The sequence below is a fragment of the Halobacteriovorax sp. XZX-3 genome (genome assembly GCF_043196495.1).
Taxonomy (GTDB): Bacteria; Bdellovibrionota; Bacteriovoracia; order Bacteriovoracales; family Bacteriovoracaceae; genus Halobacteriovorax_A.
Map to the genome: position 1 here is coordinate 95,864 of NZ_JBEBMO010000002.1, position 14,809 is coordinate 110,672.

Sequence of the window (14,809 nt, forward strand, 5' to 3'; positions counted from 1 at the left end):
TCTTTTACTTTTTTAAAGCGTGAAGCTTTCTTCGGATTTTAAAAATCTTTTCATTCAACTTAGTTTCTTCTTCTTGAGTTGTAATATTACTTCTCTCAGAATCTAAGCGACCAATTTCTTCTTCTAGACTAACTCTTTCAAGTTTTGTTTTAAGGTCTTTAATAATTTTAAACGCTCCCTCTTTTTCTAGTTTGATTCCTTTGTATTTCTTTATGCCCTCATCGATTATTTCATGTAGGCCGAATTTGGAAGAACTCGAAAGCGCAAAGTTTTTAAATTCCCTCTCATCTATTTCAAAGATTAAATTTTTCAGATTTAAAATATATTCTTTTACCCTATCTGAGTGCATAAAATCAAGCAGATCGGTCATTTCATCATACTCAAGACAATCCGGATGTTCAACGATAGCAAGCAGTAAAGTCTTCTCCGTTTTTGAGATTGGAGCTTCAACTTCATCCATTATTGGCATCACACTTGCATCACTTTCGATGAAACTTGCCATATAGTCTTCGTCAAACTCAGCTGGAACCATTTCCATTGGTGGATTCTCTTCAATGGCCGGCTTAAAGGCTGGAGATTTCTCATTTTTTAAGAAATCTTCATAATTCTCGATAATACTGTCTTTACTTGATTCAAGATTAAGTTTTTTGGCCCAGCTAACAAGTCTTTCGATAGCGTTCAGGTCTTTACCTAGTGGAGATACAAGATCAAATGCCTGTTTTAGAAGAGCTAGTTTTTCATCGAGAATTTCAATCTTACGATCTGGTAGTAATTTTGAAAATTCATAGTCAATAAATGGAACAGCGTTATCAATTCTGTCTTGATAGGCAATGATACCTTCCTTTTCAAGGAAGTCGTCCGGATCTTTATGGGGATTTAGATCGACAAACTTAGGGATAATACCTGTTTCAAGAAACTGGCGATTGGCCCTCTGTGAAGCCTTAAAACCAGCTTCATCATTATCAAGCGAAAGATAAATATTCTTTGTCATGGACTTAAGCGTACGAAGAGAGTTATCGCCAAGGGCCGTCCCCATGATTGCGACACTATTTTCAAAACCCTTCTTGTAGTTTGCAATTTGGTCCATATTTCCTTCAACTATAATCACGCTATCGCGCTTTCTAATGAATGATTTTGCAAGATGGAGGCCATAGAGTAGGTTTCTCTTGTTAAAGATGAACGACTCTATAGAATTCATGTACTTAGCGTGTTGATATTCATGAATTCGTCGGCTAGTGAAGCCGATAACTTTACCGTAATGGTCCCAAATCGGAAACATTATGCGTTCACGAAAAGTATCATAATGGGACTTGTTGTCGGCATTATATTTAACGATACCAATTTTCAGGGCCGTCTGTAGAATCTCTCCACGGTCTTTGGCCGGAAGAGAACATATATAGTCGTAGATGCTATTTTTTTTAGGAGCAAATCCTAGTTGATAGAGATCTGCAATTTCATTGCTTAAATGACGATTCTTTAAAAAGTCTAAATACTGCTCAGGCTTGAGGTTTCGCCCTGACTGAAAGTAGATAGTTGATGCAACTTTAAGAATTTTTTCAGCATAAATGAACTCTTTCGACTTTTCTTTAGTATTTGTATAAGAGTCGAAATCGATACCAAACTTATCGCAGATATCTTTCATGGCCTCGATGAATTCGAGGTTTTGAAGATTCATAACGAAGTCGAAGTGACTGTGACCTGCTCCACATGAGAAGCATTTATAGATCTTCTTGTCGTTAACAACAGACATCGAAGGATTTGTGTCGTCGTGAAATGGACAGACCCCATAAAGATTGTTGCCCTTGCGAACTAAGTGCACACCATAGCGCTCGATTAAATCAGAAATCGGGATCTCATTGACGATCTTTTCGCGCAGTCTTTGTAATGACATGTGTGTGCTAACCTAGCTTATTAATTTGCTTTTTTGGATTTTAGAACAAAAGCCTTAATATTTACACCTTGCTCGATAAATATTTTCTCAAACTTTGTTTTAAATTGGCAAAGTAGGTGATCTGGAGCATCGTTCCATAGATCTTTTGTCTCGAGTTCAAGCTCAAATAGGTCCTGTTTCTCGATAACTTCCTTCATCCACTCCGCATAACCATCGTGATCAGTCTTCACAAAGAAATATCCACCTGGCTTAATAACTTTGTATGCTCTCTCAAGGAAAGGAAGCTGAAATAGCCTCTTCTTGTGATGACGCGCCTTTGGCCATGGATCAGGGAAGAAGTAGAATACTTTATCTAATTCATTCTCTGCAAAAAGGTGTTCGATTCTTTCACCCTTAGCTCTTAAGTATTTAAAATTACGATATGGAAGTGACTTTAACTTCTTAGCTAAGGCGTAGCTTCTCTTAAAACGATAATCTAAACCAACAAAGTTTTGGTCTCTATAAGCATCACAGTATTGAAGCATAAAGTGGCCGTATCCAGTTCCGATCTCAAGGCATAACTCGCCATCTTGCGTGAACACTTCTTTGTTCCAATTACCACGGTGAACTTCAGCTTCTTCATCTCTTAGAACAAATTCACTAAATTCCTCTAACTTATCATGGTAAGGGTTGCGGTGCTTGTACTGAAAGTCCTTAGCAAATGACTTGTCTTGGTCTTGTTTGTACGCAAATGGATCGTTTGTCGCTTCTTGAGCGTCTGATTTTACTGGCAACTTATACTCCTAAATGATTATTGCACCTAGTTATCAAATTGAAGGCGCTCAGGCAAGGCTTTAAAACCTTTCTACAAGGTTTTGAAGAGGTATTCATAAATAAATATTAGGGATAATTAAGTATTAATTAACTCAAAAGCTATGGAAACTGTAGTATGAAGTTTATTTTGCAACTATTTCTAATTTTTCATCTCTCTCAAGTGGCCCATGCCTTCGATGCAATGAGCAGAGGGCCAGCTTCTATTGATCCTACTCCCACTTATAAGGAACATGAAGTTAGTATTATTCAAGGACATTATCGACATCTGTATTTTCGCTATTTTCTAGAGGAGATATTAACACTTTCTCGAAGTGACTTCGGTGATTTTAAAGTTAAGAGCCTTGAGTGCGGAAATGAGAAAGAATGTGTGGAGTCGGGAGCTTATAAGAAAGGTGATATTATTTATTCTCCTTCTGAAAATTGGGATTTAGCAGATTTTAAAAAAATAGAGGCCCCGATCTTATCTGGTTTGATGGGACTTCGCTTGCCGGTTTATGAGTATAAAGATCGCATGAAATTTGAAGCGATAAAATCCCCTGAAGAGTATAAGAAAAAGCGTGTATCATTTAATAAGAATTGGCGCGATTATAAAATATTAGAAAAATCTAAGTTTAAACTAATTGCAGTTGAGACATTTGATGACATCTACGGTGCACTAACTGATAGTCGAGCAGACTATACTCTTAGGGGAGTTTCTGAAGCATTTATTGAAGTGCTCAACCAAAAAGAGAACCTTCTCATCGATACAAAAAACTTTATCTACTATCGTTATCCAGTTTATCTCTATGTGAGAAAAACTAATAAGAGACTCTATCGAGCTTTGATTTTAGGAATGAAAAAAATGGAAAGCCAATCCTATAATAACTTTACTAGAAGTTTTGTCGGACAAAACCTTGTCTTGGACGAAAGAGAGAGTTGTAAGATCTATAATGTGAATACAGAAGTCGTCCAGGTTTTAAAGCAATGTGAGCTAAAGGGTCTAATTGAAGCTGTTGCCAACTTCAATCGAAATTAACCTTTTAACATTTGCTCAATAAGACGAGCTGCTTTCTTTGCTTCTTGTGGATTTTCTAAACGCTTTTGAATGAGCTTTTGAAGTTGTTCAACTTCTTGCTTCATCTTCTTATTGCCTTGAGGGGCAGTAGGTGCTGCGTTTTCACGTGAGTCAGCACCCTTAAATAAGTGAGTATATTTTTTAACACCCATGAGAATTCCTAAGCAACTGCTTCAGCTGCACCTTTTTTCATTGTAGAAACTCTTTTCATGTGTTCCTCAATTACTTCATATAACTCTAGTTTTGTTGAATACGGATCCATACCATCAGGCATTGTCGAATAAATTACTTCGTTGTTGATTTCTGCAAAGATAAACCAGTTGTTACCTAGTTTTTGAAAAAGAACTTCTGTACCTTTGTGTTGAATTGTCATAAATCATCCTCCTGAAATAGTTTTTGCAATCCTTGCTAAAACAATGACACTAACTTTATCGTCGCTTTAATTTTTTCTTTTAAAAAAAAGTGAGCACTATTTATGAACGGAATTTTTTGCCGATGGCCTCTAGAGAAATGCCGAAAGGCTAGTAACGATAGGTTAATCCAACATTATATCCAAAAGTTCCTTCTAGGTCTGTTGAGATTTTATTGTCTGGCCATAATTGAGAATTTGTAAATTGACCATCTGACTCAAGTGTTGATGGAAGTCGAATGTCGATAACAGGGCCATGATAAAGGTAAAATGTGGAAGAATCGAAGATTCTTTTATGGGATAAATTTATTGAAAGTCTTGCATTAAAAAATAGACCACTAAATAGTTTCTCTTCTGCAATTCCATTTGTTTCATCATCTTGATTAACAAATCGTCTTTGGTAATTGAGTCCAACTTGTAGCATTGATTCGATTTCAAAATACTGTCTCTTGTGAAACGTATATGAAACAACTGGCCCAAACGAGTAGTGAATATTACTCTCTGTTGTGAAGATATCGCCATTAAGTCGATACTCCGCTTGCCCTGTCGTAACACCTCCGAAAAAGCCGTAGTAGAGGCGGTTCCCATCATCAAATGTTGCTGGGCTTAGGTACTTCACATTTAAGCTTCCTTCAAAACCTGTACTTTCTTGCTGAACTTCAGAGTTGTAGGCATAACGAGAAGAGACACCTTTTTTAAAGATGAGATCAAATTGGGCGCGATGAAGAGGGCGCCCCTTTAATGGATATTCATCAGGAAGAGGTTCTGCAATAACATAATCAGTTGGATCATTTTTAACATAAATAGTGTTGCCGAGATCTTCTGATTCATTATTTAAAATCAGCTTAATAAAGTCCTTTCTAATATAGGCTTTTCTTCCATCTCTCGTAAGAGTTACGTAGTAGTCCTCTTCGTTCAAGTAGTTTGGATGCAAGTAAACTTTGGTACCTTTTCTCAATTTCATTAGGATGTGGCCATCTTCATTTGGCTTGCTGACAACAGGGGCTTCATGGACGCGAATGATTCCATTTGTTGCAAAGACAGAAGTTGTCAAAAGTATAATGAAGACTAGCTTTTTGATCATATTGAAACCTCAAATTCCTTGCCAATATTAAAGCTAATAGCTGTCGCAGAATTATCATTAGTAAGGTTTGCAGCTGGTAGTACGACACTTGAATCAAATGCATAATTTTGCATTTTAAGGTCTAAGCTTACAAAGTATTTTGCATAATTGTAATTTACATTGATACCAAATGAATCGATTGTGTAATCTACTTTAGAATTATCAATTGTTGCTGAAGTGTAGAGTGATCGTTGGGCACTAAGGCCGGCGCCAATAAACGACTTTTCATTTATGTGATAACGATATTCTGTTCGTAGTCCTATTGAAAAAGATGTGAGTTGGACTTCTTGGCCACTATTTTGTGCTAGGTATTCAGCAATAAGAAAGACAGGGATATTTGTAAACGTTTCAACTCCAGCTTCTAAAGCAAGAGTGGTGCTTGATAGTGAAATATTATCAAGAAAGAAGTTTGGTGTGGAGCTCCCTAATCCTGCTCTTATCTGTGTATAAGTATGTATTTGCTTCTTATCGTATTCGATTGCTTTGAATTTATCTTGTTTAAAAGGAGTAAATTTCTCATTGTTGAAAGTTAAAATTGTTTCTAAATGATCTAGGTTCGTACTTAAGGTAACGTACTTCACATTATCTTCATTTCCATCACTTGGAAGGATAAAGAAATAGCGTGAACCCGGTGATACTTCTTTAGTTCTAATGATTGTATTCTCTTTTATGCGATAGTAACTTTTTCCATCAAGTGACTCAATTAATGAATTTGCCAAAATAACACTTCGAAAAGTCTTCGCCTTTAAATTATTCTTTATGTATTTAAAGCGTGGTTTCGCCTTTGTTTTAACAGCTTCCTCTTTCAGATTAATTCTTCGTAAGTCTTCAAACAGCTTGTCAGAAGAGCTTTGGGCCACACATGTTTGTTGAATAAGCAGACAAGTGATGATGAATTTAATTAGTCGAGACATTCAAGGGCCTTTTGAAATGCAATGAAGTTACTTTCGTACTTAAAATCCTTCTTTGTTATTTGATCAAATGAAACCCATTTGTAGCCTTGATGTTCTTGTGGGGAAATGATGACTTCTTTCTGATTGGTTTTTGCAAGAAAGCAATACTCCGTCACATCCTTGTTCCAGCGATCATGAAATTCAAATTTTTGATCTAGTTGAATTATTTCTGCAGCACTAATTGAAGTCTCTTCAAGTAGCTCACGTTTGGCAGCTGTAAAAATATCTTCTTCAGGCTCAACAGATCCTGTTACATTTTGCCAACCAAAGCCACGATCTTCCTTCATCTCAAGAAGAAGAATGGCCTTTAAATCATTGTGCATAGTGACAATCTGAACCTTTTTATGACGCGTATTCATAGGTTTATTATAGCAAAAAAATTTAATTTCAATGCCTTGGGCAAATTTGGAGGTTAATTTCTTTAATTTGTCTTACATTCCGTTCATTTTGCGGCGCAAATTTTTGTCGATTCCCGTGGTTTTTGGTAGATTATTGCGATGGATTTAATGCGAATTATCAATACATTGACTTTGGCCCTGCCGGGCTTTCTATTAGCGATCTCTTTTCACGAGTTTGGACATGGTTGGATGGCCAAGAGATATGGTGATGATACGGCCGAAAGAATTGGGCGCTTAACTTTAAATCCTATTCCACATGTGGACTTAGTTGGAACAGTAATTTTCCCAATGGTAGGAATTATGCTTGGTGGAGTTCCATTCGGTTGGGCCAAGCCAGTACCTGTGGATGTTCGTCGATTTAAAAATATGAAATCAGGGATCTTCTGGGTAAGCTTTGCAGGCCCTGGAGCGAACTTAATACTTATGGTTTTATCTGCGCTATTCTTTGGAATGGTTTACGCTTATGTTCCAGCGACATTCTCATTAAAGACGCAATTTATGGATATGCTTCAGTACTCGGTATTTATTAATATCTTACTGGCGGTCTTTAACTTAATTCCATTTCCTCCACTTGATGGATCGAAAATGGTTGCAGCTTACTTAGATTACAACTCAGCACGAAAATATGAAGAACTTCAAAGATTTAGTTTTATTTTTATTCTAATTCTTTGGTTTACACCTATCTTTGGTTACATGATCAGACCGGTTATGCAGCTAGGGATGGTATTAATGAATACTTTTGCAGGTATTCTCTCTTAATTAAGTTAATTGAGGGATTTGAGGGAATTAACACATGTTAGACACAACGATTAAGGTTAAAACGGATACATTTGATGGTCCACTTTCACTGCTTTTGCTTCTTATTCAAAAAGAGCAAATGTCGATTAAAGAGCTAGACCTTACTAGAATTACTAAGCAGTACTTAGATTATCTAGCAAATATGAAAGAGCTTAACTTTGATATTGCAGGAGATTACTTATTCTTAGCTGCGACGTTAGTCCTTCTTAAATCAAAGAATGCAGTTACTGAAGAGGAGCAGGCTAAACTTCAAAGTCAGCTTGGTTCGGAGAGCTCGTTAAATATCACTTCTCATGCGGAGCTTGTTCGTCGCCTTGAAGAGCTTGCCCTTTACCAAAAGATGGGTCAAAAGCTTCTTGATCTTCCTCAAACGGGAAAAGATATTTTCGTAAAACCAAAGGTAAATCGTAAGGAGATTGTTAACTCAATCCTTACTCCAATGGAGCTTGAGAAGCTAACTGATACGATGATTGATTTTATTTTCCGTCAAAATCGCAAATATACAGTTATCAAGCGTGACCGTTTATCGATTAAAGAAAAATTAGAATTCTTAAAGACATATCTACAAGTGGGACAAAAAACAAATCTAGATGAACTACTTGAAAATGATAGCAATAGCCGAATGGCAACGACGACTGGTGAAGATACTGCAAAAATGTCTGCAGACGGTAAGAACACAATTGATAACGTTGTAATTACATTCATCTCACTATTAGAACTTGCTAGACTTAAGCGTGTACAGGTTTTCCAAAATGAAAGCTTTGGGCAAGTTTACGTTGATGTTGTGAAGACTCTTGATGACTTCGATGTTACTCAAGCCGATGGGTTCGATGATGAGAATGAGTCAAAAGATAAGATTGAAACACAAGAATTAGAAAATATGGAACAAGTAGCGCAATAAGCGCTATTAGAGAGAGCACACAAATGGAAGAGAACACAACAGTTACTGAAGCAAATCTAGAGTTTCTATCAACAGAAGAAGAGATGGTTGAAGAGTTAGAGATGGCCCTAATGCCATCAGATGAAGACCTAGAGTTTCCAGAAGAATACTTAAAGCTAGAGTCTGACTTTGCTGATGAAAAACTTCAAGAAGATAAGCTTTGGAAAGCCAGAACAGGACTTAATGAAGAAACAATTTGTGGTGCAATTGAAACAATTGTATTCATGAGCGATAAGCCGGTTCCATTAATGAAAATCAAATCACTTATTGATGAAGATATTCCTCTACGTGTTGTTCACGAAGCAATTACTCGTCTTCAAGATGAATATGAGTTAAAGCACCACGGAATTCGTCTGCAAGAAGTTGCAAATGGATACCAATTTAGAACAAAGGCTACTTTCTCTAAGTATGTGCAAGACCTATTTAAAATCAATGAATTAGTACTTTCTCCAACAGCTCTTGAAGTACTAGCAATCATTGCCTATAAGCAGCCAGTTTCAAAAATTGAAGTTGAAAAGATCCGCGGTGTTGATAGTTCACACATTGTACGTGGTTTAATGGATAAGAGACTCGTTCGCGTAACTGGACGTTCTGAAGAAGTTGGACGCCCTGTTCTTTACGGGACAACTTCTGAATTTTTAGAGGTATTCAACTTAGCAAATATTGATCAACTACCACCAGAGCATGAGCTTGCTGAAATTGCTACTCAAGGTGTTGGTAAAATCGAAGATATTAAAACACTTGTTAACGCCGACCTTGCGTCACGATTTGATCAAGATGAAATTGAAGAACTTGATAATATCGCAATGTCAATTAAGGCAATTGATTCTGAAACAGCATTTACAAAGTCTCTTAAGGTTCAAGAGAGAAGACGTAAGTCAGGTAGAACTGAAGAAGGTGAAGAAGCTGCACCAATTCTTACTGCATTTGATCTTCTTGAGCAGCACCTTGATAACTCACTTGTTACAGGAGCAAATAAGGAATCGGCTGAATCGGAAGTATTTACGGCCATTACTTGTCCAGAAGTTATCGCAGACTTAACTAAAGGCCCATTCAATATCCCTGAAGAAGAGGAAGATGACTTTGAAATGATCGATCTTGATTCAGGTGAAGTTATTAAAGATATCTCTGTTGAAGAAGCGTTAGAAGAAGTTGCTGAAGCAATTTTATCTTCTGGAAGTGAAGAAGGTCTTGATGAAGAAGATCTTATTAATGATGAAGCCGATATTGAAGTAGCGGCCGAGCAGGTTGAAGAAATTGCTATTATTGATGAAACAAAAACGGATGAAGAAGCCGATCAATTAGCACAAGCTCTTGATGATGCGTTTGCAAAGTTATTTGGTGGTGACTCTGCTGTGCCACAAGATGAGATGGAAGTTGATCTGGATGATAGTATCAATGAAACAACTCAAAATTTAATTAATGGAGCAAAGGATCTTGATCTTGACCTCGATTTTTTAAATAACAAGGACTTAGGGGATTCTGAGTCATATATTGATTAAGAAATAATTACTTAAATACTTGTAAAAGCTTACGTTTAGTTCTATTTAGACGTAAGCTTTTTCTTTTAGCTTTTAACCGCCGAGATGGCAGATAGGAGAGTCAAAATGTCTAAATTAGTACGTTTACAAAAATTTATTGCAGATTGTGGAATCACTTCACGTCGTAAGGCCGAAGACCTAATCGTTCAAGGACGTGTAAAGGTTAATGGTATTGCTATTCGTGAACTTGGTTCTAAGGTTGATCCAACGATTGACGCTGTTGAAGTAGATGGTAAAGCAGCAGATCTTGGTTCTGTTGAAAAAATCTATATGATTATGAATAAACCTCGTGGGGTTATGACTACAGTTAATGATCCTGAAGGAAGAGAAACTGTTGTTGATCTATGTAAAGAAATCAGTGAAAGAATCTATCCTGTAGGTCGTCTAGATTACCTTTCAGAAGGTCTTCTATTAATGACTAATGATGGTGACTTTGCAAATCTTGTTATTCACCCAAGTTCAGAAATTACTAAGGTATACGAAGTAAAAGTATTTGGTGCAATCAATGAATTCCTACTTAAAAAGCTAAGAGCGGGTGTTTATATTGATGGTGTAATGACAAAGCCACAAGCTGTTCGCGTAATTAAGCAACTAGAAACAAAAACATGGCTTGAGTTTAGAATCAATGAAGGTAAAAACCGTGAAATTCGTCGTATGTGTGAAGGTGCAGGTCTAACTGTTGATAAACTAAAGCGTGTTGCTATTGGTGGCTTAACTGTAGAGGGGATTGCTCCTGGTTCATACCGTCTAGTAAATAGAAGAAACTTATTGAATGCTATTGGTATTGATATGGCAGGAAATAAGATGCAAGATGCTGTTGAGTATATTTCAAGCAAGAAGTCTGTAAACTTAAAGAAGAAAGGTCATCAAGGTTGTACAGCGGCCGATGATAAAGCTTTTGTTAAGTTTAGAAGAGAGACTTACTTTAAATCAATTAAAGAGATTGCTGAAACTAAGAAAGCAAAAGAAAAAGAGATTAGAAGACAAGCTTGGGAAGAAAAAGAAGCAGCTTTCAAGAAGAGACAAGATAAGAAGAAAGCTCGTGTTGCTAAGAAAGAAAATGAACAGAAACATGTTCACGTAGAATTTGTTAAATAGAAAAAGCCGCTTTAAGCGGCTTTTTTTTATCTTTTTAGTCGGTAAATTAGTCTAACTCTTGGATATCTTCGATTCGATCAATTCGATCATCAATTCTTAAGTCCTCATCTGTTCCTCTAATATAGCGGTTCAGGTACTCAAGTTGATTATAGATTTCTTGGTAATTATTAGTTCCGATTCTTAGGTCGACAAGAGTCTCAGAATCATCAGCTATATAAACATCAAGATAAAGATATTTTTCAATATTATCAACAGGTAGAAGCTCTACTAGAAGTTGCATAATATATTGCTCGTTATTTATATTTCTAAGTTTTGAAGTGAATTTATCGACCTTTTCATTATAAGGCATATCACTATGGATGATATCGTAGAAGAACTTAGCAAGTTTCTTTGTTTTTCTTTGGTATTCATCTTCTGGTACTTCATACGGACGCATTCTAGAGTCTTTGTCATGGCCTGATGTGCGAATAACTCTTTTTCCTCTTAAGTGTTCAGCTAAGCGGTAGTGAAAATCTTCAAAGGAGATTTTGTTAAGATAAGAGAAGGCATCCTTCTTTAAAATCATTGTAAGTTTCGAATTAAAATTTACGTAACGCTTCTCTTTAGGGATTCGTGCGATGACGTCATCTCTTACTATCTCAGGAAGTATTCCACTAAGAATTCTTAAGTATCTTTTTTGCTCTAATCTTCTAAACTCGTTATCAACTCGATTAAAGTTCATTCCTACGTTTAAGAACTTGTGATCACTATGAGATGAAGTTAATCCAAAATATGAAAGGATTTCTTTTTCTTTTGTATCAAAAATTTCAATAGAGATTTTTGATTCTTTCGTCTTTGTGTAGTTAGGGTAGTAGAAGGCGACAGTTGAGCCATCAAGTTTTTCGAAATTAAAACGGTTATTAACGTAGTGGCTCTTTGCTCCAAGCTTTAGAATATCTAAGTTAAGCTGAATCCCTGAGGATTTAGATTTGTATCTATTGTGTCCTTTAAAAACACGCTCTACTCTTGGAGAGTTCTGACCATTATCAATCTTAGCAATTCGATCAACATCCTCTAGGTTAACAACGTAGTACTTATCTAAAAGATCAGAATTAAGTGATTCAGCAAGAAGCTTGGCTTCTTTAAATTTAAAGACATTGTTGAATAATTTATCATAAATCTTTCTAACCTCTTCATCTTTAAGGTTAAAAACATAGTCCGCAAGAATAATATTACCCTTAGTGCGAGAAGCATCTAGTTTAAACCAATCAAGCTTATACTTGTAATCGACGTCTTGACCCAAAATTTCAAAGCTAATAAGTTCTATCCCAAAACGGCTTCTAAAGCTTATTCCAGAAGTTTTCTTCTTTTGAGCAATGATTTTTACACGAACTTTCTTATCATCAAGCTTGTATACCTGAATTAAGAAGTCTCCTGCCATCGTATAAAACCCAGTAAGACCTGTATTCATAAGTGGGATTGCATTGTTGTAACTAAAGCCTGTCGTAATGGCCATTGAAGCAGGTATTGAAATAAAGTCACCTGGATTTAATTCATCAACATATTTAGAGCGAATTGGGATCTTAGCGACATTAAATGGAAGGGCCTTCATTGCATCTGTTTTCTTTGCAAATTGTCTTGAAATGATTACTTCATTATTTCGATCGGCCTTTAAGAAAAATGGCGTTTGAAGCTCTGGGAAGAAGGCATTCTTTGTATCGTGCTGAATTCTAAAATTAAATTGATCACGGCGAGTATAGTTTCCTTGAATATAGGATTTTTCTACTTCGTATTCGTACTTTCCTCTTAGAGAAAGGCCATCTGCGATATTGATTTTAAAAATATCAACATCAAAGCTGACTTTTAAACTGTTAAAAGCATCGATTAGCTTTCTATTGATATTTTCTTTCGAGAGGTGATCTCTTAGAAAGTACTTGAACTTCAAATAAGTACTTGGAGTACTATCTTGAGTTGTGGTTTCTACCACATTCTTGTCGTTAATAGGCGCCTGCTCGGCCGCAAAGCTGAGTGACGTAATCAGGATAATTATCAGTGTTTTGAACCTATTCATGTCTATGATTAATATCATAATAAATAGTTGGAAAATCGTTGAATGTAATAGTTATAAGTGTGAACAAAGTCTAAGCATATTTTATCGACTGATAGCTCATTGTAAGGAGAAAGTTAACTCAGTTAACTTTTAAGTGGCTAAATTGGCAAACACAGGAAATTATAGGCATTTTCTACAATAAATTCCCTTTGGGGAAATAATAAACTTTGACACAAATTGGCATAAATTTAAATTAGTAAAAGCCGATAACTAACTAGATATATTAAGTTTAAATAAGAGATCAAAACTTTTTTTATTTGCTGGGAAAAATAAGGTCGCTATTTGCGCTATTTACCTGGTGATATATTAGTTGAAGATTATTGAGTAGGAGAATGAGTATATGGAAGATCTTAAGAAGTTTTCTTTTTTAATTGTAGATGACATGAGCACAATGAGAAAGATCGTAAAAAAGTTATTACGTGATTTAGGGGCCGATCGTTTTGTTGAGGCAGTTGATGGAAAAGATGCTCTTAAAAAAATTGTAGAGAATAAAGGTGGACCAAATGAGATATCTTTTATCATCTCTGACTGGAGTATGCCGAATGCTACTGGACTGGATCTGCTAAAAACAATTAGAGGCAGTGAGAACTTCAAAGAGATGCCATTCGTAATGGTTACAGCAGAGCAAGACGTTGCACAAATTCAAGAGGCAATTGCTAGTGATGTAGATGGTTATGTTATTAAACCATTCGATCAAGCATCATTTAAGAAGAGGTTGGCCCTGGCCATGAAGAAAAGGTTTCCACAAGGTTAATAGGAGGCTTTCATGGGTATGGTAGAGAGAATTACTAAATCTCACTTCTCTGTTTTGGCCTTCTCAGGTGATATCGATCTAGATTGCGTTAAGTCTTTATCGATGATCTTTGATGCGATTCTAGAGGACGAGAAGGATAAGCTAATTATTCTAGATTTTAAGAGTGTCGAATTTGTATCACCAAAAATTTATAATGAAATATTTAGGCTTTTTAAATCTGCAGAAGATAAATCAATTCTGATTTATACAATTAATGCGCGATCAAAATTAATTAGAGAACTTAAAAGTGATTATGCAGATGAACGTTTTAATTTCACAGATTCGATATCGAAAAGACTACAAGAGCTAAATCTTAAAAAGAAGAGAATTGAGCTTGATGTAAACTTTGTTAACCCATTTATTCAAGCAGCAATTGATACATTTGGGGTTCAGGCAAATTTAAAAGTATTACCGGGAAAAGTATCAAAAGCAAAAGATTTTGAAAGTTATGAGATTGGTTTAATTGGATCAATTGATGTTCAAAATGAGCAGTTTAATGGCAGGCTTTTAATTTGTTTTCCAGATATTGTTTTTATCAATATTTATAACCAAATATTCGGAGAAGATTACACTGAGCTTAATGAAGATGTGAAAGATGCAATTGCAGAATTTACAAATATTACATTAGGGCAGGCAAAGGCTACTTTAAATCAAAATAGAGGGATTGTTATTGACCGTGCAATTCCATCAGTTTTATTAAGAGAGAACTTTTCAGAAATTGAGCTAGGCAAATATGAGTCATTAATGATTCCACTAGCAACGAAACTGGGCTCTTTTTATATCTACATCCTATTGGGGGCAAACGAATAATTAGGTAGTTGGAAAAAACTGAACATGATCTTTGTCATGTAATTAAGATTGTTTATAGAAATTTATAGTAAGCCACTAAAAACACTAATTAAATAAAAA

The 14,809-nt window shown here is 35.8% G+C and carries 15 protein-coding genes; 7 read left to right on the forward strand and 8 right to left on the reverse strand.

What is annotated here, in order from left to right; translation table 11 throughout:
- Positions 1 to 4: 4 nt before the first annotated feature.
- Both dnaG and trmB read right to left on the reverse strand, forming a co-directional pair.
- Positions 5 to 1,891, reverse strand: a complete 1,887-nt coding sequence (gene dnaG / locus ABMA70_RS10900; RefSeq protein ID WP_103217659.1) for a DNA primase — start codon at positions 1,889 to 1,891, stop codon at positions 5 to 7.
- A gap of 20 nt (positions 1,892 to 1,911) precedes the next feature.
- Positions 1,912 to 2,664: a tRNA (guanosine(46)-N7)-methyltransferase TrmB gene (trmB, locus tag ABMA70_RS10905; protein ID WP_103217660.1), complete on the reverse strand. Its 753-nt coding sequence runs from the start codon at positions 2,662 to 2,664 to the stop codon at positions 1,912 to 1,914.
- 155 nt (positions 2,665 to 2,819) lie between these two features.
- On the opposite strand from trmB, the gene ABMA70_RS10910 reads away from it, so the two are divergent.
- Entirely contained in the window at positions 2,820 to 3,719 is a 900-nt protein-coding gene (locus ABMA70_RS10910) for a hypothetical protein (protein WP_392993544.1), read from the forward strand.
- Here the strand turns inward: ABMA70_RS10910 and ABMA70_RS10915 are convergent.
- The 5 genes from ABMA70_RS10915 to ABMA70_RS10935 form a co-directional block, all read right to left on the reverse strand.
- Positions 3,716 to 3,910, reverse strand: coding sequence for a hypothetical protein (locus tag ABMA70_RS10915; protein ID WP_392993541.1), 195 nt, complete (start codon positions 3,908 to 3,910; stop codon positions 3,716 to 3,718). The two genes, ABMA70_RS10910 and ABMA70_RS10915, sit on opposite strands and share 4 nt — an antisense overlap.
- 8 nt (positions 3,911 to 3,918) lie before the next feature.
- Positions 3,919 to 4,131, reverse strand: a complete 213-nt coding sequence (locus tag ABMA70_RS10920) for a hypothetical protein (protein WP_103217663.1) — start codon at positions 4,129 to 4,131, stop codon at positions 3,919 to 3,921.
- A 148-nt stretch (positions 4,132 to 4,279) separates the two neighbouring features.
- Positions 4,280 to 5,251 (reverse strand): hypothetical protein, encoded by a 972-nt coding sequence (locus ABMA70_RS10925; RefSeq protein ID WP_392993538.1) that lies wholly within the window; start codon positions 5,249 to 5,251, stop codon positions 4,280 to 4,282.
- Complete coding sequence (locus ABMA70_RS10930; RefSeq protein WP_103217665.1) at positions 5,248 to 6,204, reverse strand: hypothetical protein; 957 nt, start codon at positions 6,202 to 6,204, stop codon at positions 5,248 to 5,250. Before ABMA70_RS10930 ends, ABMA70_RS10925 begins: the two co-directional genes overlap by 4 nt.
- Positions 6,192 to 6,602 (reverse strand): NUDIX domain-containing protein, encoded by a 411-nt coding sequence (locus ABMA70_RS10935; RefSeq protein WP_392993535.1) that lies wholly within the window; start codon positions 6,600 to 6,602, stop codon positions 6,192 to 6,194. The genes ABMA70_RS10930 and ABMA70_RS10935 overlap by 13 nt, the downstream gene beginning before the upstream one ends.
- 138 nt (positions 6,603 to 6,740) lie before the next feature.
- On the opposite strand from ABMA70_RS10935, the gene ABMA70_RS10940 reads away from it, so the two are divergent.
- From ABMA70_RS10940 to ABMA70_RS10955, 4 genes are all read left to right on the forward strand, one after another.
- A complete protein-coding gene (locus ABMA70_RS10940; protein WP_103217667.1) occupies positions 6,741 to 7,400 on the forward strand; it encodes a site-2 protease family protein in 660 nt (219 codons plus the stop codon).
- A gap of 34 nt (positions 7,401 to 7,434) precedes the next feature.
- Positions 7,435 to 8,340: a ScpA family protein gene (locus ABMA70_RS10945; RefSeq protein WP_103217668.1), complete on the forward strand. Its 906-nt coding sequence runs from the start codon at positions 7,435 to 7,437 to the stop codon at positions 8,338 to 8,340.
- A gap of 23 nt (positions 8,341 to 8,363) precedes the next feature.
- Complete coding sequence (gene scpB / locus ABMA70_RS10950; protein WP_103217669.1) at positions 8,364 to 9,881, forward strand: SMC-Scp complex subunit ScpB; 1,518 nt, start codon at positions 8,364 to 8,366, stop codon at positions 9,879 to 9,881.
- A gap of 105 nt (positions 9,882 to 9,986) precedes the next feature.
- Positions 9,987 to 11,018, forward strand: a complete 1,032-nt coding sequence (locus ABMA70_RS10955; protein ID WP_103217670.1) for a pseudouridine synthase — start codon at positions 9,987 to 9,989, stop codon at positions 11,016 to 11,018.
- 46 nt (positions 11,019 to 11,064) lie between these two features.
- Here the strand turns inward: ABMA70_RS10955 and ABMA70_RS10960 are convergent, their stop codons facing one another.
- Complete coding sequence (locus ABMA70_RS10960) at positions 11,065 to 13,068, reverse strand: hypothetical protein (RefSeq protein ID WP_392993531.1); 2,004 nt, start codon at positions 13,066 to 13,068, stop codon at positions 11,065 to 11,067.
- A 379-nt stretch (positions 13,069 to 13,447) separates the two neighbouring features.
- Here ABMA70_RS10960 and ABMA70_RS10965 point away from each other — a divergent pair, with 379 nt between their 5' ends.
- Positions 13,448 to 13,861: a response regulator gene (locus ABMA70_RS10965; protein WP_103217672.1), complete on the forward strand. Its 414-nt coding sequence runs from the start codon at positions 13,448 to 13,450 to the stop codon at positions 13,859 to 13,861.
- Between the two features lie 12 nt (positions 13,862 to 13,873).
- The gene (locus ABMA70_RS10970; protein WP_103217673.1) at positions 13,874 to 14,710 is read left to right on the forward strand and encodes a chemotaxis protein CheX; all 837 of its coding nucleotides are present in this window, start codon (positions 13,874 to 13,876) and stop codon (positions 14,708 to 14,710) included.
- The last annotated feature ends 99 nt before the right edge of the window (positions 14,711 to 14,809 follow it).